Genomic DNA, 21,611 nt, shown 5'->3' with positions numbered 1-21,611 from the left:
AATATCTTCAGCTGTGTTATATGTTCGGGCGATGTCGGATCGGTCCGCTCCGTCGCCAGCCACCATGCTCGACGAATCACTCACCTACCTCCGGACGAGCGACGACTGGGTACAGACGGTTCTGATCGGCGGTCTCCTGTCACTCCTCGGGGTGTTGATTCTGCCGGCGATTCTCGTCGCGGGCTATCTCGTCCGCGTCCTCCGAGGGACGATGCACGGCGACGACGTGCCACCGCGGTTCGACGACTGGGGGCCGCTCGCGGGCGACGGCGTCCGGGCGGTCGTCATCGCGTTCGTCTACGGCGTGGTTCCCGGACTGTTGGTCGCCGCGACCGCCGCGGCCGGGGCGCTGATCGCGGGCCCCGGTCCCCGGAGCGGACTGCTCGTCGGCGGCGTGGTGCTGGTGGGTGGCCTCTTCGCGTTGATCGCCGGCCTCCTGGCCGCGTACGTCGTGCCGGCGGCCGTCGCCAACTACGCCGAACGGGGGTCGCTCCGCGCGGGCTTCGCCGTCGACGACCTGCGTCCGGTCCTCTCCTCGGGGACGTACGCCACGGCGTGGCTGCTCGCCTTCGCCCTCCTCGTCGGCGCCGGCATCGTCGCCGGCGCCCTCAACGCCGTGCCGGTGCTCGGGACGCTCGTCGGGGCGTTCCTGAGTTTCTACGCCGCGGTCGCCGCGTACTACGTCGTCGGCCACGCGTGGGGTGACGTCCGGGGACTGACGCTCCACGACGACGAGGATGGCGGCGTGGGGGCGGAGTCGACGACGGCCTGACGTCGGACGCTCACGGCTTCCGCGCCGTCCGGAATGGCAAGGTATGTGGCCGTGGGCGGCGACCTTCCGGTATGCGAATCCAGAGCCGTGGTCGCGGCGAGGAGGGACGCACCCGGCTGACGGTCGTCCCCGAGAACGTCGACGACCTCTGGCACCTCTCCTACGTCCTCGAACCCGGAGACAACGTGGAGGGCGACACGAGCCGACGCATCCAGCGCGACGACGATCAGATGCGCGACACCGGCGGCGAGCGCGAGCACATCCACGTCACCCTGGAGGTCGAGGACGTGGAGTTCGCCCGCTTCGCCAACCGGCTCCGGGTCGGCGGCGTCATCGTCGGCTGCTCCCGCGAGGACCAGCTCGGCCACCACCACACGCTGAACGTCGAGGAACACGACGAGCTGACCATCGAGAAACACTTCAAACCGGACCAGATGGAACGGGTCGAGGAGGCCGAGGCGGCCGCCGAGAACCCCGACGTGGCCATCGCGACCGTCGAGGAGGGGGAGGCCCACGTCCACACCGTCGCCCAGTACGGCACCGAGGAGTACGCCTCGTTCACCCGGCCGACGGGCAAGGGCGAGTACGCCCGCCCGCGGTCGGAGCTGTTCCACGAACTGGGCGAGGCGCTCTCGCATCTCGATCCCGACGCCATCATCCTCGCGGGGCCGGGGTTCACGAAGGGCGACGCCCTGGATCACTTCGACGACGAGTTCCCCGAGGTGGCGGAACTGACGACGACCGTCGACACCTCGGGCGTCGGCGACCGCGGCGTCCACGAGGTGTTGAAGCGGGGCGCCGTCGAGGACGTCCAGGACGAGACGCGCATCGCCCGCGAGGCGGAACTCATCGACGAGTTGACCGAGCGGATGGCGACGGGCACGAAGGCGACGTACGGTCCCGAGGCGACCGCCGAAGCCGCCGAGTACGGCGCCGTCGAGACGTTGCTCGTCCTCGACGACCGGCTGCGCGAGGAGCGGGGCGGCCGCGGGGACTGGGACGTCGACGCCGACGAGGTCATCACCTCGGTCGAGCGACAGGGCGGCGACGTGGTCGTCTTCTCGGGCGAGTTCGAGCCCGGCCAGCGGCTGAAGAACCTCGGCGGGATCGCGGCGCTGTTGCGCTACCGGCTGGAGTGATCGTCCCGTCCGGTCAGCGCCTCGCTGGCCGGCGCGAACGAGATGGTCTCCCCCAATCCCGCCTCGACGGCCTTCCCGTGGAGCATCGCGGCGGCGGCGACGGTCTCGATGCCCGTCCCGCCGCTGTCGAAGACGGTGATCGCCTCCTCGTCGGGCCGGCCCGGACGCTCGCCGGCGACGACCGAGCCGAGTTCGCCGTGACAGTGGTCCGCCTCGACGGCGCCGGACTCGACGGCGTGCATGTACGAGCCGGCGTCCTGCGTGAGCCGTCCCCGGAGGTCGATCACGTACGTCGAGCGCGCGACCGTGGTGTCGTCGAGTTCCCGCTTCTCGGGGTGGTACTGGCCCATGGCGGTCACGTGGGTGCCGGGGTCGAGCAGGTCGCCGTCGAAGACCGGTTCCGGGGAGTTCGTCGCGGTGACGACCACGTCGGCGCCCTCGACGGCGGCGGCGCTGGAGGAGACGGCGGCGACGCTGGCGTCGAGCAGTCGGTCCATCTCGCCCGCGAAGCCCTCGCGGCTCTCCTTGGTTGGCGAGTACACCCACACGGTTTCGAGGTCGCGGACGGTCGCGGCCGCGCGTAACTGTCCGCGGGCCTGCGCGCCGGCCCCTAGGACCGCCATCGTCGACGCGTCCGGGCGGGCGAGGGCGTCGACGCCGACGGCGCCCGCGGCGCCAGTCTTGAACGGGTTCATGCTCGCACCGTCGAGGAGCGCCAGCGGTTCCCCGGAGTCGGCGTCGAACAGCGGCGTGACGAACCAGGCGTCGCCCTCGCCGAAGCCCGCGCCGTACACGTATCCACCCATCACTCCGGTGTCGGGGAGGACGGCCGTGTAGGAGGTGAACAGCCCCGGTGGCTCCTCGTTGTACAGGGCGGTCCGGGGTTCGGCCGGCGCCCCCTCGCCGCGCTGGCGGTAGCCGTCGCGCACGGCGTCGACGTACTCCGCGGGAGTCGCCAGTCCCGCGACGTCCTCGCTCGACAGGAACAGCGTGTCGGTCATACCGCCTCTCAGTGCGTGCGGGTAGTTATACTGTTGGCCCGGAGACGGGGACCGACGCGTACCGGGTGCCCTCAGTCGGCATCGACGGGCGACCGATCGTCCGTCGCCCGCCCCGACGCGGAGGGGGAAACCGGTCCGTTGACGAACAGCGCGTGACCGACGATCAGCGCCGCCGCTCCCGCGCCGGCGGGGACGGCGACGGTGAACGCGAACCCACGGGCGACGAGGACCGCGGTGAGGCCCACGAGGGCGACGGGGACGAGACCGAGCACGCAGTCGTAGTATCCAACCATGGTACGATCCGATCGATAGTATGTGTGGGCATCACATAGCTTTTTCCGTGAACTTGAAGAACCATTTCGAAGCCATTCGATAACTAATTCATAAGTTTTGAGTCGAAAGACCAACACCGACGATAATTATACTTACAGCCCATTCCAGCAGGAATTAAGTTGGATGATGGCGTTCTTTCGACCGTGAACTCGAACGACCGGTCGATCGTGGGATTACTGATGCTCGCACACGGGATGGTCCACACCTACGAGCTCTCGATCCCGATTTTCGTCACCATCTGGCTCGCCGAGTTCGACGTGATCGCCCTCGCGGGGTTCGAGGTCGGTGTCACCCAGGCGACCTTGGGGCTGGTCGTCACCGCCGGTTACGGTCTGTTCGGTCTCGGTGCGTTGCCGGGTGGGATCCTCGTCGACCGGTTCGGATCCCGGCGACTCATCGCCGCCTGTCTGTTCGGGATGGGTGGCTCCTTTTTCCTCCTCGGGATTGCGCCCGACCTCGTGGTGGTGACGGTGTCCCTCCTGTTGTGGGGGCTGGCGGCGAGCGTCTATCACCCCGCCGGGTTGACGCTCATCAGTAAGGGGATGCGGGCGCGTGGGACCGGCTTCGCGTACCACGGCGCGGCCGGCAACGTGGGCATCGGGCTCGGACCCCTTCTGACGGCCGTCCTCCTGCTCCTCTTCGACTGGACGGCGGTGGCGACGGTGCTCGCGGTGCCGGCCGTCCTCGCCGGACTCTACGCTCTCCGGGCCGAGTTCGACGAGACGGCGGCCGTCGAGGGCGTCGGTACAGACGGCGGCGACCCTCGCGCCGAGGGGGGCGTCGACTCGCTGTCCGAGTTCGTCGCCGAGTCCAGACTCCTCTTTGCCGGCGCCTTCGTCGTCGTCTTCGTGATCGTCATGGGGAACGGCCTGTTCTACCGTGGGGTGTTGACCTTCCTGCCGAACTTACTGGAGGGGTTGCCCGGGTTCGACCCCGTTCCCCTCGCCGCGTTCGTCCCCGGTATCGAGGCGGGGGCGGAACGCACGCTCAGGCCGGAACGGTACTTCTACGCGGGGCTGTTGCTCGTCGGCATCGCCGGACAGTATCTCGGCGGGAAGCTCACCGACCACGTTCCCCCGGAGTACGGCATCGCCGGCGTCTTCGGCCTCCTGGCCCTCCTCTCGCTTTCGTTCCTCCCGGTGGCGGCGCTGGGGATCGGCCCTCTCCTCGCCTTCGGAGCCGTGTTCGGTCTCACGCTCTTCGCGGCCCAGCCGCTCTACCAGGCGGCCGTCGCCGACTACACTCCCGCCGGGACGCGCGGGCTATCCTACGGTTACACGTACCTCGGCTCCTTCGGCGTCGGTGCGCTCGGCGGCGCCGTCGCCGGCGCCGTCCTGACGTACGCCGACGCCGGGGTTCTGTTCGGCGTCCTGGCTGGCTTCGCGCTCGTGGCGTCCGCCGCTGCGGTCTATCTCGTCGTCCGGGACTGAGCGGGCGTCCCGTCGTCGCCGGCCCGTGAGTCCCCCGGTGGGCCGATCCGGTCTACCGGAGCTTGAAAAAGAGCGTCCGCCAGAGTCCGAGGCCGACGAGCCCGGTCACCAGCGAGATGGCGACGAACGACAACTGGACGCCGCCGTGGACGAACGGCAGCGAGCGAATCCCCAGCGCGATGGCGTCCGCGACCAGCCACGAGCGGAGCGCCAGCGGGACGGCTGCCTTCGCCGACTCGGCGGCGCCGGGAGCGTACGCTCCGAGCAGCGGTGCCGCGACGATCCATCCGATCAGAAACGGGGCGATGGTGCTCAGCAGGTAGCCGGGGTTCCCGAGGACGAACGGCAGGCCGTTGTGGTGAACCGTGCCCGCGCTGAAGACGGCGGCGACGACGAGCAGGTCGCCGACCGCGAGCGGCGTCGCACGGCCGTCGAGGCGGCGGTCGAAGAAGTCCGCGACTGCGTTTGCCATATCCGCGCTTGCGACTGGGGCCTAATGGCTTCCCCGCTTTTTCCCGACAACCGTGAACGCGAACCCGCGGTCGAGGACCGAGGGCGCCAGCCCCGCGGCCGCGACGGCCGTCGCCGTCGCCTCCGGTCCCCGGAACGTCGAGTCGAAGCCGACGAGGCGCTCGGCCGCGACCAGCGCCCGCCCCCGGACGGTCCCGGGGTCGAACTCCCGGATCACCAGGACCCCGCCCGGTCGGAGGACCCGCGCCGCCTCCACGAGCGCCGCGTCGGGGTCGGGGAGGTGATGGAAGGCGTCGAGGACGACGGCGGCGTCGACCGCCCCGTCGCAAAGCGGGAGCCGCCCGGCGTCGCCCCGGACCGCGGCCGACCCCTGCTCGACCGCCCGGCGAAGCATGGGCCGCGAGGCGTCGACGACGACGGCCGTCGGGGCGCGCCACCCGTCCGCCCCCGGCCGACTCGCCGCCCGCGCGGCCCGGCCGGTGCCCCCGGCCAGGTCGAGCACCCGTTCGACGGGGCGGTCCGCCCGCGCCAGCCCCGCCCAGAGCGGCTCCGGATCCGCCTCGGGCGCGAGTCGGTCGTAGAGGCGCGCCACGCGGTCGAAGAAGTCGACGTCGCCGGGTTCCCACCGCCCCCCCGTGGAACCGCGTTCCGCACCGTCGTCGGTCATACACCACGTCGACGGCCGAGCGCCAAAGGTTTCGGGGACGCACGGCTACGGGTCGCATGGAGTTTGCCCTCCTCGGGTGGCCGCCGGGCGCTCCCACGCTCCGTCTCGACTACCGCCGGTTCGCCTACGCGGGCAAGTTCGTCCGCGGATCGACGGGGACGGCGGTCGTGCGTCGTTCCGACTCCCCGCCGGAGGGCGACCCCGACGACGACTTCGACCGCGACGTGCTCGCGGCCGCGTCGTTCAGCGCGGACCGCACCGACGCCGACTGCCTCGTCGTCCGCTACGTGACCGTCCGCGACGACCGGCGCGGCGAGGGGCTGGGGCCCCGGCTGCTCGCCTTCGTCGCCACCCGCGCCGCCGACCGGGGGTACGACCGGGTCCGCATCGCCGTCAACAACCCCGCGGCCTACCGTGCGGCCTACCGCGCCGGCTTCGCCTTCACGGGTCGGGAGACGGGGCTTGCGGAACTCGTCTGTGAGCGACCCGCGGCCACGCCCGCCGACCGGAACCCCGAACGGTACCGGGCGGGGTTGGACCGATACCGGGAGCGGGACCTGAACGAAGGGTTGGCCGCCCGGCTCGACGACTGGCTCGGGGGCGATCCGCCCCCGACCGTCGCCCCGCCGCCGGGCGTCGACGCCGACGGCGAGCGCGTCGGCGGCGGGCACGAACCCGGACGTTGAAAGCCCGCGCCCGCGTAGTCGCGGGCGATGGGCAACGCAGACCTCCGACAGCTCGCGGCCCTCTCCGAGGTGGACTGGGACGAGGTGGCCGGTAGCGTCGTGGCCGTCGACGCGCACAACTGGCTGTATCGCTACCTCACGACGACGGTCAAGTGGACGAACGACGAGGTGTACACCACCGCGGCGGGCGAGGAGGTGGCCAACCTGGTCGGGGTCGTTCAGGGCCTGCCCAAGTTCTTCGACCACGACCTGACGCCGGTCTTCGTCTTCGACGGCGGCGTGACCGAGTTGAAGGACGACGAGGTGGCGGCCCGTCGGGAACAGCGCGAACGCGCCGAGGAGCGGCGCGCCGAGGCGGAGGAACGCGGCGACGCCGTCGAGGCCGCCCGCCTCGAAGCGCGCACCCAGCGACTCACCGACGTCATCCTGGAGACGACCCGCGAACTGCTCGCCCGCCTGGACGTGCCGGTTGTCGACGCGCCCGCCGAGGGCGAGGCTCAGGCGGCGTACATGGCCCGTCGCGGCGACGCCGACTACGCGGGCAGCGAGGACTACGACACCCTGCTGTTCGGCGCGCCGCTCACCCTCCGACAACTGACGAGCAAGGGGCGGCCCGAACTGATGGACCTGGAGGCGACCCTCGACCGCCACGGCATCAGCTGGGAGGGGCTGATCGACGTGGCCATCCTCTGTGGGACGGACTTCAACCCCGGCGTCGACGGCGTCGGCCCGAAGACGGCACTCCGGGCCATCGCGGAGCACGGCGACCTGTGGGCTGCCCTCGACGCCGAGGGCTGGCAGGTGGCCAACGCCGACCGGGTGCGGGAGCTCTTCCGTGATCCGCCCGTGACCGACGACTACGCCCTCGACGGCGACGTCGACCCCGACGTGGCCGCCGCCCGCGAGTACGTGATCGAGGACTGGGAGGTCGACGCCGCGGAGGTCGAACGCGGCTTCGAGCGCATCGAGGACGCGCTCGTCCAGACGGGGCTCGATCGCTGGACCTGAGGCCGGCGCAGGGGAGGTTTTTCACCCCGGCACCCGACTGTGGCTACCATGTCGGAGTTCAGGCCGTCCCGCTATCGGCTCGGATGGTGGAGTCTGGGGCTCGTCCTGGGCGCCGCGCTGACCTACGTCGTCTACTCCTTCGTCGGCACCTTCGTCTTCGGCGTGTTCATCTACTACGCCACCCGGCCCATCTACGGCCGTATGCGGCGGGTGGTCCGGCCGCCCAGCCTCGCGGCCGCCATCTCGCTTTTCGCCCTCGCGCTCCCCGCGCTCCTCCTGGTCCTGTATGCCCTCAGCATCGCGCTGAACGAACTCATGAAATACGTCAACACTGGGATGCTCGACCCCGCGCGGTGGCCGCTGGTCGATTCCGAGTTACTCGATACCGTCGCCGACCCGGCCGCCCTCCTGGCGCTCGACCCCGAGCGGTACCTCACCGGCGAGGGCCTGCAGTCGTTGCTGTCGTCGCTGAGTTCGGCGGTCGACACGGTGGCGTTTCTGGGCGTCGGTGCCGTCCACCTGTTCGTGATGCTCGCGCTCGCGTTCTACCTGCTCCGTGACGGGGGTCGGTTCGCGCGGTGGACGCTCGCACGGTTCGGCGACGACCGCGGCGTCTTCGAAGCGTACGTCCGGGCCGTCGACCGCGATTTCAAGGCCATCTTCTTCGGCAACATCCTCAACGCCGTCCTGACCGGGACCATCGGCGTTCTGATGTACTCGATCCTGAACGTCTACGCGCCGGCCGGCCTCCGGATTCCCGCCGCGCCGCTCGTCGGCCTGCTCGCCGGCGTAGCGAGTTTGGTCCCCATGGTCGGGATGAAACTCGTCTACGTGCCCGTGACCGCCTACCTCGCCGGGGTCGGGTTCCTGACCGATCCGACCACGCTCTGGTTCGTCGTGGCCTTCGTGGCCGTCTCGTTCGTGGTCGTCGACACCATCCCCGACCTCGTCCTCCGGCCGTACGTCTCGGGACGGCGTCTCCACGTCGGGAGCCTGATGATCGCCTACACCTTCGGGCCCCTGCTGTTCGGCTGGTACGGCATCTTCCTCGCGCCCATGCTTCTCGTGTTGATCGTCCACTTCGCACGGATCGTTCTCCCCGAACTCCTCGAATCCGAACCCATCCGACCCTTCGCGGTCGACCCCGGAAGTCTGGGGACGGACGAGAACGAGACGGCGGGTGACTGAGACGGGTCGTCGGGGATCGGTCCCGTCGGGACACCGATCCGTACGAGCGGGTAGCCGGAACGTCCGTGGCCGGGGCTGACCGGTCGGTCGACTCGGGAGTTCGGTACGACAAAAGGAAAGCAAGCCACGCGAAAATCGCGTGGAAGCTTGCCGCCCTGAATTGGTCCCCGCTGACGCTTCGGCCCTCCAGACGAAGCGTCACCTGAACCTGTGGAGCCGGGAGATATAAATGTACCGCCTCGGCCTCACATGTGTTCCTCTTCCAACACCCAGCCCAGCGCCCGCTTGTAGTGAGTGAACAGTTCCCGAACGCCCTCGTGGCGCATCTCGTCGTCGTCGAGCTGTTCCCGGAGGAACTCGTACTGCTCGCGCACCTCGGTTTCGTCTCGCATGGTCTCGTGTGGCGGCGCCGGCCACCTGTATCCCCCGGCCGCCGGCCGAGCGTCGGCCTTTTGTCGCCGCCCGGCGAACGACGGGCATGAAGGTTCGCGGCCGACGGGAGTGCCAGGACTGTGGCTACCGGTGGTCGTACTACGAGACGGGGAGCGTGGCGTGTCCGGACTGCGAGAGCCTCCGTAGCGTCGGCGTCGACGACCGCTCCCTCCACACCGACTCGCCGGCGACGCTCGATCTGACGCCGTACCGGACCGCCGCGGCCGAGGGAAGACTCGACGACGTCGTCGACGACTGCAAGCGCGACCTGCGGACGTACGTCCGCCGCCGTGGCTTCGTCGACGGGGGGCAGCTCCGCCCGCTCGACGAGACGCTCGTCGCCGCCGCCGAGCTCCTGCAGGTCGTCGACGCCTTCGACCGCCTCCGGTCCCCGACCGACGCCGACCACGCCTACGTCCTCGCGCTCCTCCGCGACGCCGACGGTGGGGGCCGGCCGGGACCGTCGGCGGTCACCGACGCGCTGGCCCCGGCCCGCGGCCTCGGCGACGCGAACGCCGCCGACGCCTACCGCGACGACCTGCTGGCGTGGCTGGACGAACACCCCGACTCCGAGGCCCGACGGGCGCTCGGAACCCTCCGCGAGCGGATCAAGCGGATCGAAGCGCTCCAGGGCGACGTATCGCCGTCGGACGCCGAGTCGCTCGTGACGGCGGCCCGTGAGATCGGCACGTACCTCCGCGAGGACGACGAGACGGCGCTCGCGGCCGCCCGCGACCGGTTACGGTATAGTAGCGATTGAAAGTCATTACACAGCCGATCGCAGTACTGCGTACGGTCGGCTGTGCAAACAGTTTCAATCGCTACTATAGGTCGACCGGCACCTCGGCCTGTCGGCTCGTCGCCTTCACCGTGTTGTAGAGCAACATCGCGCGGGTCATCGGGCCGACGCCGCCGGGTACGGGCGTGATGGCCCGCGCCTTCGACTTCGCGCTCTCGAAGTCCACGTCGCCGACGAGCGTCGACTCGCCGTCGCGCTCGACGCGGTTGACGCCCACGTCGATCACCACGGTACCGTCGGTGAGCATCGATCCGTCGACGAGTTCGGGGACGCCCGCGGCGGCGATCACGACGTCCGCCCGCCGGGTCTTCTCGGAGACGTCCTCGGTCCGGGAGTGACAGACCGTCACGGTCGCGTTGCCGTCGTCGGCCTTCTGGAGCAGCAGGTTCGCCAGCGGCTTGCCGACGATGTTCGATCGACCGACGATGGTCACGTCGGCGCCCTCGGTCTCCACGCCGGCGGCGTCGAGGAGTTTCAGGACGCCGTGGGGGGTACACGGCTTGAACACGGGGTCGCCGGCGACCAGTCGGCCGACGTTCTCGGGGTGGAAGCCGTCGACGTCCTTCGCGGGGTCGATGGCGCGGATCACGTCCCGGTCCTCGACGTGGTCCGGGACGGGCATCTGGACCAGGATGCCGTTCACCGCGGGGTCGGCGTTCAGGTCCGCGACCGTCTCGAACAGTTCCTCGGCGGGCGCCTCGGGATCGAGTTCCACGTCCCGTGCCTCGATCCCCACTTCCGCGCAGTCCTGCTGTTTCATCGAGACGTACGTCTCGCTCGCGGGGTCGTCGCTCATCAGTACGGTGGCGAGCGTGGGCGTGACGCCCGCGTCGTCGAGCGTCCCGATGGCGTCGGCCAGTCCCTCACGGACGTCCGCCGCCACGGCGTCGCCGTCGATAACGTCGGTCATACCCGAACCGGGTCTCCGTGTGCTATTCAAGTCACCGTTTGCCGCAGTCGCAGCCGCCGGGAGCCACGGTGTGGATTTTTCACACGCGGCCGCCAACCCTCCCATATGTACGATGACATCCTGCTCGCGACGGACGGCAGCGTCGCCTCCAAGGACGCGACCGCACACGCCATCGGCCTGGCCGACCTCCACGACGCCATGCTTCACGCCCTCTACATCGTCGACAGCGACGTCTACTCCGCCTACAGCGGCGACGAGTACGTCGACGAACGCGAGGGCCCCGAACACGGCCTCGAGGAGGTCGGCGAGGAGGCGCTCGCGGCGGTGACCGATCGCGCCGCCAAGCACGGCGTCGAGGTGATCGAGACGCTCAGACACGGTCGCCCCCACGAGGAGATCGTCGACTACGCCGGCGAGGAGGGCGTCGACCTGATCGTCCTCGGGACCCGTCGACACCCCGAGGAGTACCGGAGCCTGCTCGGCAGCGTCACCGACCGCGTGGTCCGCCTCGCCGACGAACCGGTGGTGGTGGTCAAGACGCCGGTCGAGTGATCCCCGCCGGGGCTACGTGGACGGTGCCTTCGGCGGGAGGTAGAACCGGATCGTGTTCCCGCGGTGATCGTCGCTCCCGATGGCGAGTTCCCCGCCCAGCGACTCGATGCACCACTTCATCACGAACAGCCCGACGCCCGATCCGTGGGACGTGGTGGTCGTCTCCGCGCGGTCGTCGAGCGCGCGCAGTTCGGCGTTCGGTATCGGGGGGTTGTCGTCCTCGATCCGTATCTCGACGCGGCCGGTGTTCGGCGACGGGCCGACCGCGACGTCGACGACCGGCCCCGACCGATCGGCGTGGAAGACGGCGTTTTCGAGCGCGTGTGCGACGGCGTGGGTGAAGGCGTCGTCGACGACCGTCCACATCCGCTCGCGTTCCGCGATCTCGACCGTCGCCGCGGGACGGTCGACCGCCAGGTCGTCGGCCACCTCCCGGATCGCGTCGGCGACGGGTCGTCGCCGTCCCCCGTCTTCCCCTCTCATCGCCCGTTCGATCTCCGTGACCGACTCCGCCATCCGACCCAGGTTGCCCGCCGTGTCGCGAACGACTGCCGCCGACCTGCGCACCCCTTCGGTTTCCGCCTCGGTAGCGATCCGCTCGCCGTGGCCCGTGAGCACGTTCGCCCCGTTTCGGAGGTTGTGTCGGAGGAGTCGCCAGAACAGCTCCTCCCGGCGTTGCGTGTGATACGAGTCCGTGACGTCACGCACCTCCGCGCGGACGAGGCCGTCCGCCCGTCGTGAGAGGTGCAGCCGGACCCAGACGAGTTCCCCGTCGCCGCGTTTCACCCGCCAGACGAACGATTGGGGCTCCCCGTCGGCGCTCGCGCGGAGGCGCTCGTGGAACTCCGACGCGGAAAAGGAGTGTGTGTTCGCGGTGTAGGTCCCGACCGACAGGTCGCGCAGTTCGCCGGTCGTGAACCCGAAGATCGACTCCAGTCTGTCGTTGGCGTCCAGCACCGCGCCGGTATCGGGATCGTACAACACGATGCCGACGTGGAGGTCGTCGTACGCCGCTCGGAGTATCGCGCCGGTCCGGCACGTCATTACAAACTCGTCGGAAGACGGAGATATATCCGTTACTAGGAGCGCTATATACGTCGATAGAGGGCGACGGTTCGGCGGGACTACGCTACTCGTACAGCGGGTGGGCCGCACAGAGTTCGTCGACCCGCTCGCTCACGGCCGCGAGGACGGCCTCGTCGGTCGGGGCGTCGAGGACGCGGACGATCAGGTCCCCGACCTCGCGGATCGCCGCCTCGTCGAACCCGCGGGTGGTGAGGGCGGCGGTGCCGGCACGGATCCCACTGGGGTCGAACGGCGACCGCGTCTCGCCGGGGACGGTGTTCCCGTTGAGGACGATCCCCGCCGATTCGAGGGCCGCCTCGGCGTCGCCGCCGGAGAGGTCGGGATGGGAGTCACGCAGGTCGACCAACACGAGGTGGGTGTCGGTCCCGCCGGAGACGAGCGTGAGGCCGGCGTCGGCGAGCGTCTCGCCCAGCGCGCGGGCGTTCGCGACGACCTGCTCGGCGTACTCGGTGAAGGAGTCCTCTAGGGCCTCGCCGAAGCCGACGGCCTTGCCCGCGACGTTGTGCATCAGGGGCCCGCCCTGGACGCCGGGGAACACCGCGTTATCGACGGCGTCGGCGTGCTCCTCGCCGCACATGATCATCCCGCCGCGGCCGGCTCGGATGGTTTTGTGGGTGCTGCCGGTGACGAAGTCGGCGATCCCGACGGGCGAGGGATGGACGCCCGCAGCGACGAGGCCGGTGATGTGGGCGATGTCGGCGACGTGGTAGGCGTCGACGGCGTCCGCGACGGCGTCGATCCGCTCCCAGTCCACCGTCCGTGGGTAGGCGGAGAAGCCCGAGACGATGGCGTCGGGGTCGAACTCGTCCGCGATGTCGGCCAGCCCCTCGTAGTCGAGGTAGCCGGTCTCGGGGTCGACGCGGTACTGTTCGACTTCGAAGAGCTGGCCGGCGAAGTTGGCCGGATGCCCGTGGCTGAGGTGGCCGCCGTGTTCGAGTTCGAGCGAGAGGATCCTGTCGCCGGGATCCAGGGTGGCGAGGTAGACGGCCATGTTCGCCTGCGATCCGCTGTGGGGCTGGACGTTGACGTGGTCGGCGCCCCACAGCTCCTTCGCGCGCTCGATGGCCAGTTCCTCGACGGCGTCGGCGGGGCCGCAGCCGGCGTAGTAGCGCTCGCCCGGATACCCCTCGGCGTACTTGTTCGTCAGGACACTCCCTTGGGCGTCGACGACGGCCCTGCTCGCGTGGTTCTCCGAGGCGATCATCGAGAGCGTGTTCCGCTGGCGGTCGACTTCGTCGGCGAGCGCCGTCGCCACCGCCGGATCGGCTTCGCGGACGTGTTCGTGTTCCATACGTACTTCCGGCACAAGCGACGCATAAACCTGTCTCTCCGCCGTCCCGTCGATCGACGGTGCCACATCCCACGGAGGAAAAATTAAGCCGACGTAGAGGCGGGAATTACTCTGTTACGAGCACCGCTCGTCGTTAAAATTAATACGGACCTGCCGGTATTGGGGCCATGGTCGCCGGGGCGAACCTGCACGGGAAGGTGTTCGAGGAGATACTCGAGACCGTCTTCGAGTCGGCCGAGGAACTGTTGCTGGTCGATCCGACGGCGGAGGCGGTACGGGCACTGATGGCCGTCACCACTTCGGCGAGCGACCCGCCGTCGATCCGGATCCTGGCCGACGAGGCCCTGCTGAAGGACGTGATGGACGACTTCGTGGTCGCGAGCAACGCGGCCGACCACGTCGCCGCCGACACCCTCTCCATGCGCGCGGGCGGCACCGGGAGCACGAACACGCTCGTCGTCACCGAGACGGCGGTGTGGGCGCTGGTCTCCGTCGGCGACCGCGTGGCCGCCCTCGGCGGCGACGAAACGGCGTTCGTCGACGCGGTCCGGGAGACCTACGGCGCCCAGTGGGACCCCGCCCCGACGTTCGACCTGCGGACGCCCCCGCTCTCGCGGGTCCGCGAGACCCTCGCCGAGGAGATCGGGCAGGACGTCCGCGAGGATTTCGACGCCGCCCTCGATGCCCTGAACGACGCCCGCGACGCCGCCTCCCAGTTCGACGAGGTGACGCTCACGCTTCTGGTCGCGGCCCACAACGACGTCCTCCTCTACGACATCAGCAAGTGGGGCGAGGACGTGGGAATCGCGAGCAAGGCGACGTTCTCGCGAACCAAGACCACCCTCGAGGAAGAGGGGCTGATCCGCACCGAGAAGGTCCCCATCGACGTGGGTCGTCCCCGACTCCGCCTGAAACTCCACGGGGACCGCTTCGACGGGGTGACGCCCGCGGAGCTCGCCGCCGTCACCCTCAACCACTCCGCCTGACGGGGCCGGTCGGGCCCGCCGCCCTCCCGACCCGGCCGACTCCCGATCACTTTTGCCGCCGGGGGGCCTCGGCCGTCCCATGCAGATCGGCATCGCGGGAAGCGGCCCGGCCGCCGAATCGGTCCGGGCCGCCCTCGACGACATCGACGCGACGGCGACGGCGACGACGCCCGACGAACTCGGGGCCTACCCCCTGGGCGTCGTGATCGCGCCCACGGGCGCCCCGGCGTTCGGGACGGCCGACGACGCGGCGACCGACTGGCTGGCCGTCGAGATCGGCGGCCTCGGCGGCCGGGCCGTCCCCGACCTCGACGCCGCGGTGACGGTCCTCGCGGACGGCGTCGGCTACCGCGACCTGCGGGCCCGGGTGGCGTCGACCGCCGACGCCGACGACGGGGCCGACGGCACGCCCTCGGGGGATCGGAGCGCCGTCCGCCTCGCCGGCGCGGTCGCCGGCCGCCGCGCCGTCTCCCTGCTCGCCGGGGCCGACCTCGCGGGCACGGTCGTCGAGGTACCCGGCGACGAGCGGCGTCTGTTCGCCGTGCCCGAGCCGGACGACCGTGACCGGACCCTCCGGACGGAATTCCGGGACGTGGCCCTCGACGACGCCCTCGCTCGGGCGGAGCGGGCCGTCGACGACCGGGTCGGCCTACTCACTCGGATCGGCGAGCGCGAGTCGTTCCCCGCACCGTACTACATCGCCGCGACGGCCGACACGACCGTTTACAGCGACGCCCGCGCGGCGGCCTACGCCGCCGGCGTCGACGACGACTGGGACCACGCCTTCATGAAGGCCCTCGGCGAGGGACTGGAGCGTTACTGTGCCGGAACCTACCGGGAGGCGTCGTTCGAGACGGCGCCCCCCGCGGCCCGGGCGGACGGCGTCTCGCCGGCGGCGTTCGTCCGCCCCGACGACGCGACGGTCGACCCCGACGCCCCGATTCCCTGGGTGCCGGGGACGGACCTGCGGACCGGCGAGGCCGTCTCCCTGCCAGCCGAGTTCGTCCACTACCCGCCGCCCACGGAGCGACACCGTCCGCCGATCACCACGGGGCTGGGACTCGGCAGCAGCGGCGCCGAGGCGCTTCGCTCGGGGCTCTACGAGGTGATCGAGCGTGACGCGACGATGTGCGCGTGGTACTCGACGTACGAACCGCTGGGGCTCGCCGTCGACGACGAGGGGTTCGCGGCGCTCGCCGACCGCGCCCGCGCGGAACGGCTGTCGGTGTCGCCGGTCCTGGTCACCGGCGACGTCGACGTGCCCGTCGTCGCCGTCGCGGTCCACCGCGAGGGGGCGTGGCCCCGCTTCGCCCTGGGTTCGGCCGCCGACCTGGACGCCGGGGCGGCGGCGCGGTCGGCGCTCGCGGAGGCGCTCCAGAACTGGATGGAGTTGCGGGCGCTGGGTCCCGAGGACGCGGCGGCCGAGGAGGGCGCCATCGGCCGGTACGCCGACCGGCCGCCCGAGACGCGGGCGTTCACCGACGCCGACGACGGCGTGCCGGCGGCGAGCGTCGGTCCCGACCCCGTGCCGACGGGCGAGGCCGAACTCGACGCGGTGGTCGAGCGGGCGGCCGACGCCGGCCTCTCGACGTTCGCCGCGCGGCTCACCACCCCCGACGTCGCCGCCCTCGGGTTCGAGGCGGTCCGCGTCCTCTCTCCCGAGGCCCAACCCCTGTTCGTCGACGACCCCTACTTCGGCGACCGGGCCGAGACCGTCCCGCGGGACCTAGGGTACGAACCGCGTCTCGACCGGCCGTTCCACCCGTACCCCTAGACGCCGAAGGTCGCCCGGAGCATGTCGCGGGTCCCGGGACCCAGCCCCACCGCGAGGATGGCGACCAGCAGGAGGATGGTGTACTGCGGGCTCTCCTCGAAGATCTGCTCGTCGAACAGCCAGACGACGAGCGTCGCGGCGACGAGTTTCACGACGAGGAAGGGCCAGGTGTCTCCGGTGATCGCCAGCACCGAGGCGGGCAGGGTCGACGCGGTGACGTCGACGATGAAGCGATTGACCGGGTGTTTGGGGACGAGGTTCGTCCCGGCACCCAGCGCGACCATCCAGTCGAGGCCGACGACGTTGGCGACGCCGTCGACGGCGTGTCCCCAGATGACGACCGCACCGATGCGGCCGGTGCCCGCGTTGACCGCCGGCGCGTACCGTTCGAGCAGCCACCAGACGAGGCCCGCCAAGGCCGTCGCCCCGGCGAGGATCACGACGAGCACCTGCGGGTAGAACGTGCCCGGACCCCCGGGGACGACGGCGCTCCAGAGGAGGAAGGCGAGCGTCGTGACGAGGACGGCACACCCGATTCCGACGAGCGGGCTGGTGTACCGCTCGACGACCCGTTTCCGTTCGAGCGTCACGCTCGCGAGCAAGGCGAGCAGCGTCACCGCGAAGACGGTGAAGTAGATGATGGGGCTGATGAGGAGGGTGTTCAGGGGGTAGGTGATCACGGACTCGGTGGGGGCGTCGGTCACGTCCTCGACGACCCGGAGCGCGCCGCCGAAGAAGACGAACGGCAGGAGCGAGAAAAAGAGGCTGCGGTCGGAGCCGATCTCGAGTCGCTGTAAGAGGAAGACGACCCCGGCGAGAGCGATCAGGAGGACGACGACGTAGCCGACCTCCGAGACGAGGGTGTACCCCGGGTAGGCGACCGGTTCGGCCGCCGCAGAACACGCCGCGCTGTCGTAGAGATAGCGCGTGGTGCCGCCCTCGCGGATGGCACAGACGGCGGCGTTGGCGTCCGCCTGCACCGGTCCCCAGAAGTAGTGCCAGACGAAGCCGTCGTAGACGGCGCGTGGGAAGACGAGCGACCCGCCGATCAGCGCGGCGAGCAAGGCGAGGACGGACCCGAGCCAGAGCCGCGCCGGTTCGACGCCGAGGCGTTCCGCGACGGTAGCCATACCGAAGACCCCGACGGCGCCGCGCTTCAGGGTTGTGGTCCTCGGTCGGCGCTCACCCCGTGGCCGTCCCCTGTGGCTCCGGCGCGTCGTCGAGACCCGTCGCGTCGGCGAACCCCTTGCCCCAGGCCCAGGCCGCCGCCACCTGTGCGTAGAAGACGGCCAGCACGCCGACGACGGGGACGAACCCAAGGACTCCCGCCACGACGTTTCCGGCGACGAGAAGGAGAACGCCGTACAGCCACGGGACGGCGTAGGCGCCGTCGAACGCCACGGCGCGGCACACGCCGAGGTCGAACCCCGCCCGGAGGTCACCCTCGTGGGCGTAGTTGGCGAGGCCGATCAGGGTGACGTAGCCGAGGACCACGGCGAGTATCGCGGCGAGCGCCAGCCCCCCGAGGAGACCGACCAGCCCCGGGACCACACCGACTTCGACGCCGGTCAGGACCGCCAGGACCGTCCCCCCGACCGTCAGCGTCGCGACGAACAGGGGGACGAACTGGTAGACGAGGACGATGATCGAGGCCACCGTCCCCTCGTAGAGGAGCGTTCGTGGGTCCTCGAACCCGGGGGGTTCCGCCGCTTCGGCCATGCCCGCACGGAGGACCCGGAGGAGGTAACCGAGCAGGAGCACGGCCGGGACGATCAACACCGACAGCGCCGTCAGCACGCCCCCGACGAGGAGGATGGTGGCCCACTCCTCGGAGTTCGCGGGGTACCGGACGAGCCGTTCGAGGTCGATGGCCATAGGAACGAACGGCCCTGCCGGGCCGTAACTCTTCGTGCGGCGACGCTACGTCGATCCGGCGGGCAACTCGGCCGCCGACAGCGCCTCGGTCACGTCCGTCGTCGTCAGGATCCCCACCCCGTTGCCGTCGGCGTCGGTCACCGGGAGGTGGCTGACCTCCTCCTCGACCATCCGGCGGCCGACGGACGAGAGCGAGGTGTCGGGGTCGACCGTCTTCACCGGCGAGGTCATGTACTCCCCGATGGTCGCCTCGTCGGTGGGCCGGCCGTCGGCCGCAACCTGCAGGACGTCCGTGGAGGTGAAGATGCCCTCCGGGCGACAAGCCTCCCCGACCACGACGAGCGACTTGATCCCCGCCTCCAGCATCCCGCGCGACGCCTCGTCGACGGTCGCCTCCGCGTCCAGCGTGAGCATCGGCGTGGTCATCGCCTCTTTGACCAGCGTCTCTGTCATGTGATGACGTAGGACATGTACTGGCATAACGGTTACCATGGTCGACGCGTGGCCGTCGCCCGCCGCGTGGTCCCCCGGTCTCTCTCCGCCTGCAACGATCCGAGACACCTTTCACGGAGGTGTCACAATAGACGACCGATGCCCTCCATCGAACGCAGGACGTTTCTCGGTACGCTCTCGGCGGGGGTCGTCGCCGGGTTCGGCGGCTGTTCGTCGTCGTGTCCGGACGACGACACGCCGACGCCGTCGACGACGTTCGGCACGGGCGAGGCCGATCGGGGGTTCGACTCGCTCCCCGGCGGCGACTGGCCCGCGCCCCGGTTCGACCCCGCCAACACCGGGTTCGCGCCGTCCCGCCGGCCGCCGACCGACGCCCCGACGCTCCGCTGGCGAACGACGCTCTCCGCCCCGACGGTCGACGGCGTCACGGCCGACGTGAGTCCGCCGGCGGTCGCCGACGGCCGGGTCTTCCTCACGACCGGCGCGGGCGCGTTCGCGCTCTCGCTCCGCGACGGCCGCGAGGAGTGGCGATACGGGGACCTCTCGCCCGCGACGACGTCGGCCGGCGGCCACGGCGCGACGCCCGCGCCGCCGGTCGTCCGCTCCGGCACCGTGTACGTCCCCACCGCCGACGGCGTCGTCGCCCTCCGAACCGACGACGGGACCGAGCGGTGGCGAGCCACCGGGGTCGTCCCCACCGCGTCGCCGACCGTCGCCGACGGGGCGGTGTTCGTCCCCACCGGTGACGAACTGGCGGCGCTCGACACCGCCGGCGGCGGCCGTCGGTGGACGGCCACGACGGACGGCGGGTCGCGTCTCGCCGTCGCCGACGGCGCCGTCGTCGTCGCCGGCGGGGACCTGCGCGGACTGGACGCCGCGACCGGCGACCGCCTGTGGTCGTCGTCGGTCGACCCTCGGTCCCGGCCCGCCGTCGCCGACGGGGTCGTCTACGTCGGTACCGGCGAGGGGATCCTCGGGGCCGCCCTCGACGACGGCACGGAGCGCTGGCTCGTCGACCGGGGCGGGGGACGCACCTACTCGACCCCGGTCGTCACCCCCGAGACCGTCTACGCCGTCGAACGACCGGGGGAGGCCGGCGAGGCGACGTTCGCCCTCGACCGGACCGGCGACGGCGCCCCCGACCCGCGCTGGTGTTCGTTCGTCGGCGAGGGGGCGGTGACCGCCGCCGCCGGCGACCACGCCTTCGCCATCCAGTCGCACGCGGGGGACCGACCGACCCCCCCGCGACTGCTCGCGTTCACCGCGCGCTTCGGCGAGGCGACGTGGGGGTATCGCAGCGCCGAACCCGTGGTGTCGCCCGCGGTCCTCGACGGCGGCGTCGTCACGGCGACGCGAGACGGCACCGTGGTGGCCGTCGGGGGTGGCTGACCGTGTGGTCCCCCGACCGTCGGTTCGTCGGCGGGCTGACCGCGCTCGGCGGCCTCCTCGTCGTCGTCGCGGCCGTTCCGACCCGCTGGTTCGGTCCGGTGCCCACCGACTCCTACGTCTTCGATCCGCCGCGGTTCAGCGCGCTGTGGGTCGAGCGGACGGTCATCCCCGTCGTGGCGCTGGTCGCGGTGCTCGCGATACTGCTGGGTCTGCTCTCCCTGTTTCGCCGCGACCGGGAGCGGATGGCGCGCTGGCAGCGCTGGACCGCGGTCGTGGCGCTCGCCGGCGCCGGCGTCGGGACGCTCGCGACGGTCATCCTCGTGACGACCGGCCCCGGGGCGACCGCCGACCTGACCGCCACGCTGAACGCGCTGTTCGGCGTCGCCCTCGGCCTGCTCGCGCTCGTCCTCCTGATTCCGGGACTGCTCGCCTGGGGCGGTGGCTACCTCCGCGGCGACCGGTCGCTCCTCGGCGCCGCGCTGGTCGGCGGCCCCGTCCTCCCCGTCCTCGTCGTGGCCGCGAGCGTCGCCCTCGGCGCCGACACGGGACCCGTCGGCTCCCTCCCCGTCGCGTTCCCCGTGGCGGCGGCCGTCGTCGTCGTCGGCCGCGACCTCTGGGTGCGGGCGGGGTGACGGCTCGGCGGGACCGCGACGGCGCGACCGCACGGCTCATCCCCACCGGCGCGCGAGTTCGTACGCGACGGTGGCGGGAACGGTGATCGAGAGGACCACGAACACGACCTCGTCGACGGTCGGACCGGAGCGGGCCGTCGCACTGTAGAACACGACCGCCCCTGTCGCGAGGACGCCGACGACGGTCGCGAGGTACGCGGGGTCCGTCCAGCTCGCTCGTGAATCGGCGGGCACGTGTCGGCGTACCGCCGCCACGCCGCTAACCCTTGGGGTCGAAAGAGCGGCTGGGGTGGAATCGAACCGCGAGGACTCGCTTCGCTCGTCGTCGTTGCGTCGTCAGAAGTGGGTTGGGGCGGAATTGCACCACGGTCACTTCGCTCACGGAGTTCGCTTCGTTCCCTGCTTCGAATCCGCGGATCCGTTCGCCGGCGCCGGCTCGTCGCGTCGCTCCTCGCGTAGCGTCGGCAGAAGTGGGTTGGGGCGGAATTGAACCGCCGGCCTCCTCCATGTCAAGGAGGTGTCATAACCGGACTAGACCACCAACCCGGACGTTGCGTGCGTTTCGACGCATCACAACGTACCGGTGGCCGGTAATTGAACCTTTCGGAACGCCGCCCGGCGCGGCGATTTCGGGGGAATTATACGCCGGCATCGGGGTGGCCGCGGTTCGGCCGCCCCGCCGCGTCGAGGGCCGTTTCGCGCCCCCGCCCCGCCGACGGCCGCCGGACGATAGGTTT

Annotated in this window: 24 protein-coding genes and 1 tRNA gene; 12 read left to right on the top strand and 13 right to left on the bottom strand. The window is 70.9% G+C overall.

Annotated elements, in window-relative coordinates; all coding sequences use genetic code 11:
* The first annotated feature begins 64 nt into the window (after positions 1 to 64).
* Both NO364_RS10915 and NO364_RS10910 read left to right on the top strand, forming a co-directional pair.
* Positions 65 to 772, top strand: a complete 708-nt coding sequence (locus tag NO364_RS10915) for a DUF4013 domain-containing protein (RefSeq protein ID WP_157690723.1) — start codon at positions 65 to 67, stop codon at positions 770 to 772.
* A 71-nt stretch (positions 773 to 843) separates the two neighbouring features.
* Complete coding sequence (locus tag NO364_RS10910) at positions 844 to 1,911, top strand: mRNA surveillance protein pelota (RefSeq protein ID WP_257627502.1); 1,068 nt, start codon at positions 844 to 846, stop codon at positions 1,909 to 1,911.
* Here NO364_RS10910 and NO364_RS10905 read toward each other — a convergent pair.
* Both NO364_RS10905 and NO364_RS10900 read right to left on the bottom strand, forming a co-directional pair.
* The gene (locus NO364_RS10905; RefSeq protein ID WP_157690725.1) at positions 1,896 to 2,912 is read right to left on the bottom strand and encodes an ornithine cyclodeaminase family protein; all 1,017 of its coding nucleotides are present in this window, start codon (positions 2,910 to 2,912) and stop codon (positions 1,896 to 1,898) included. The genes NO364_RS10910 and NO364_RS10905 overlap by 16 nt on opposite strands.
* A 71-nt stretch (positions 2,913 to 2,983) precedes the next feature.
* Positions 2,984 to 3,205, bottom strand: coding sequence for a DUF8015 family protein (locus NO364_RS10900; protein WP_157690726.1), 222 nt, complete (start codon positions 3,203 to 3,205; stop codon positions 2,984 to 2,986).
* 219 nt (positions 3,206 to 3,424) lie between these two features.
* Here NO364_RS10900 and NO364_RS10895 point away from each other — a divergent pair, with 219 nt between their 5' ends.
* On the top strand, positions 3,425 to 4,675 hold the full coding sequence (locus tag NO364_RS10895; protein ID WP_257629117.1) for an MFS transporter: 1,251 nt from the start codon (positions 3,425 to 3,427) through the stop codon (positions 4,673 to 4,675).
* Between the two features lie 52 nt (positions 4,676 to 4,727).
* Here NO364_RS10895 and NO364_RS10890 read toward each other — a convergent pair whose 3' ends face one another.
* Positions 4,728 to 5,147, bottom strand: a complete 420-nt coding sequence (locus NO364_RS10890) for a DUF3054 domain-containing protein (RefSeq protein WP_157690728.1) — start codon at positions 5,145 to 5,147, stop codon at positions 4,728 to 4,730.
* 21 nt (positions 5,148 to 5,168) lie between these two features.
* Positions 5,169 to 5,813 carry a class I SAM-dependent methyltransferase gene (locus NO364_RS10885; RefSeq protein WP_157690729.1) on the bottom strand — a complete coding sequence of 215 codons (645 nt, stop codon included), beginning with the start codon at positions 5,811 to 5,813 and terminating at the stop codon, positions 5,169 to 5,171.
* A gap of 56 nt (positions 5,814 to 5,869) precedes the next feature.
* Between NO364_RS10885 and NO364_RS10880 the strand changes: the two genes are divergently transcribed.
* From NO364_RS10880 to NO364_RS10870, 3 genes are read left to right on the top strand one after another with little or no spacing between them, the layout of a single operon-like run.
* Complete coding sequence (locus NO364_RS10880; protein WP_257627501.1) at positions 5,870 to 6,499, top strand: GNAT family N-acetyltransferase; 630 nt, start codon at positions 5,870 to 5,872, stop codon at positions 6,497 to 6,499.
* A 27-nt stretch (positions 6,500 to 6,526) separates the two neighbouring features.
* Positions 6,527 to 7,507, top strand: coding sequence for a flap endonuclease-1 (fen, locus tag NO364_RS10875; RefSeq protein ID WP_157690731.1), 981 nt, complete (start codon positions 6,527 to 6,529; stop codon positions 7,505 to 7,507).
* A 48-nt stretch (positions 7,508 to 7,555) separates the two neighbouring features.
* A complete protein-coding gene (locus tag NO364_RS10870; protein ID WP_157690732.1) occupies positions 7,556 to 8,695 on the top strand; it encodes an AI-2E family transporter in 1,140 nt (379 codons plus the stop codon).
* A gap of 245 nt (positions 8,696 to 8,940) precedes the next feature.
* Here the strand turns inward: NO364_RS10870 and NO364_RS10865 are convergent, their stop codons facing one another.
* Complete coding sequence (locus NO364_RS10865; RefSeq protein ID WP_199243676.1) at positions 8,941 to 9,087, bottom strand: hypothetical protein; 147 nt, start codon at positions 9,085 to 9,087, stop codon at positions 8,941 to 8,943.
* An 86-nt stretch (positions 9,088 to 9,173) separates the two neighbouring features.
* Between NO364_RS10865 and NO364_RS10860 the strand changes: the two genes are divergently transcribed.
* On the top strand, positions 9,174 to 9,887 hold the full coding sequence (locus NO364_RS10860) for a DUF7117 family protein (RefSeq protein WP_257627500.1): 714 nt from the start codon (positions 9,174 to 9,176) through the stop codon (positions 9,885 to 9,887).
* A 64-nt stretch (positions 9,888 to 9,951) separates the two neighbouring features.
* Here NO364_RS10860 and NO364_RS10855 read toward each other — a convergent pair whose 3' ends face one another.
* On the bottom strand, positions 9,952 to 10,836 hold the full coding sequence (locus NO364_RS10855; protein WP_157690734.1) for a tetrahydrofolate dehydrogenase/cyclohydrolase catalytic domain-containing protein: 885 nt from the start codon (positions 10,834 to 10,836) through the stop codon (positions 9,952 to 9,954).
* 105 nt (positions 10,837 to 10,941) lie between these two features.
* Here NO364_RS10855 and NO364_RS10850 point away from each other — a divergent pair, with 105 nt between their 5' ends.
* On the top strand, positions 10,942 to 11,388 hold the full coding sequence (locus tag NO364_RS10850) for a universal stress protein (RefSeq protein WP_157690735.1): 447 nt from the start codon (positions 10,942 to 10,944) through the stop codon (positions 11,386 to 11,388).
* Positions 11,389 to 11,400: 12 nt separating this feature from the next.
* Here NO364_RS10850 and NO364_RS10845 read toward each other — a convergent pair whose 3' ends face one another.
* Entirely contained in the window at positions 11,401 to 12,432 is a 1,032-nt protein-coding gene (locus tag NO364_RS10845; RefSeq protein ID WP_257627499.1) for a PAS domain-containing sensor histidine kinase, read from the bottom strand.
* An 85-nt stretch (positions 12,433 to 12,517) separates the two neighbouring features.
* Positions 12,518 to 13,765: a serine hydroxymethyltransferase gene (glyA, locus tag NO364_RS10840; protein ID WP_157690737.1), complete on the bottom strand. Its 1,248-nt coding sequence runs from the start codon at positions 13,763 to 13,765 to the stop codon at positions 12,518 to 12,520.
* Between the two features lie 167 nt (positions 13,766 to 13,932).
* Here glyA and tbsP point away from each other — a divergent pair, with 167 nt between their 5' ends.
* Together tbsP and NO364_RS10830 are read left to right on the top strand one after the other, a co-directional pair.
* A complete protein-coding gene (gene tbsP / locus NO364_RS10835; protein WP_257627498.1) occupies positions 13,933 to 14,751 on the top strand; it encodes a transcriptional regulator TbsP in 819 nt (272 codons plus the stop codon).
* Positions 14,752 to 14,830: 79 nt separating this feature from the next.
* Positions 14,831 to 16,525, top strand: a complete 1,695-nt coding sequence (locus NO364_RS10830) for a YcaO-like family protein (RefSeq protein ID WP_257627497.1) — start codon at positions 14,831 to 14,833, stop codon at positions 16,523 to 16,525.
* Here NO364_RS10830 and NO364_RS10825 read toward each other — a convergent pair.
* From NO364_RS10825 to NO364_RS10815, 3 genes are read right to left on the bottom strand one after another with little or no spacing between them, the layout of a single operon-like run.
* On the bottom strand, positions 16,522 to 17,655 hold the full coding sequence (locus NO364_RS10825) for a DUF63 family protein (RefSeq protein ID WP_257627496.1): 1,134 nt from the start codon (positions 17,653 to 17,655) through the stop codon (positions 16,522 to 16,524). The two genes, NO364_RS10830 and NO364_RS10825, sit on opposite strands and share 4 nt — an antisense overlap.
* A gap of 52 nt (positions 17,656 to 17,707) precedes the next feature.
* Positions 17,708 to 18,400: a DUF4013 domain-containing protein gene (locus tag NO364_RS10820; RefSeq protein WP_257627495.1), complete on the bottom strand. Its 693-nt coding sequence runs from the start codon at positions 18,398 to 18,400 to the stop codon at positions 17,708 to 17,710.
* A gap of 45 nt (positions 18,401 to 18,445) precedes the next feature.
* Positions 18,446 to 18,853, bottom strand: a complete 408-nt coding sequence (locus NO364_RS10815; RefSeq protein ID WP_157690742.1) for a CBS domain-containing protein — start codon at positions 18,851 to 18,853, stop codon at positions 18,446 to 18,448.
* 138 nt (positions 18,854 to 18,991) lie between these two features.
* Between NO364_RS10815 and NO364_RS10810 the strand changes: the two genes are divergently transcribed.
* Both NO364_RS10810 and NO364_RS10805 read left to right on the top strand, forming a co-directional pair.
* A complete protein-coding gene (locus NO364_RS10810; RefSeq protein ID WP_257627494.1) occupies positions 18,992 to 20,242 on the top strand; it encodes an outer membrane protein assembly factor BamB family protein in 1,251 nt (416 codons plus the stop codon).
* 2 nt (positions 20,243 to 20,244) lie between these two features.
* Complete coding sequence (locus tag NO364_RS10805; protein ID WP_157690744.1) at positions 20,245 to 20,874, top strand: hypothetical protein; 630 nt, start codon at positions 20,245 to 20,247, stop codon at positions 20,872 to 20,874.
* Between the two features lie 36 nt (positions 20,875 to 20,910).
* Here the strand turns inward: NO364_RS10805 and NO364_RS10800 are convergent, their stop codons facing one another.
* Both NO364_RS10800 and NO364_RS10795 read right to left on the bottom strand, forming a co-directional pair.
* Positions 20,911 to 21,108 carry a hypothetical protein gene (locus NO364_RS10800; protein WP_257627493.1) on the bottom strand — a complete coding sequence of 66 codons (198 nt, stop codon included), beginning with the start codon at positions 21,106 to 21,108 and terminating at the stop codon, positions 20,911 to 20,913.
* A 237-nt stretch (positions 21,109 to 21,345) separates the two neighbouring features.
* Positions 21,346 to 21,420, bottom strand: a tRNA-Val gene (locus tag NO364_RS10795).
* Positions 21,421 to 21,611: the final 191 nt, after the last annotated feature.

Source organism: Haloplanus salinarum, assembly GCF_024498175.1.
In the GTDB taxonomy this organism is placed as follows: Archaea; Halobacteriota; Halobacteria; order Halobacteriales; family Haloferacaceae; genus Haloplanus; species Haloplanus salinarum.
Note: the sequence above shows the minus strand (reverse complement) of the source record. Positions and strands in the feature narration are given on the sequence as shown.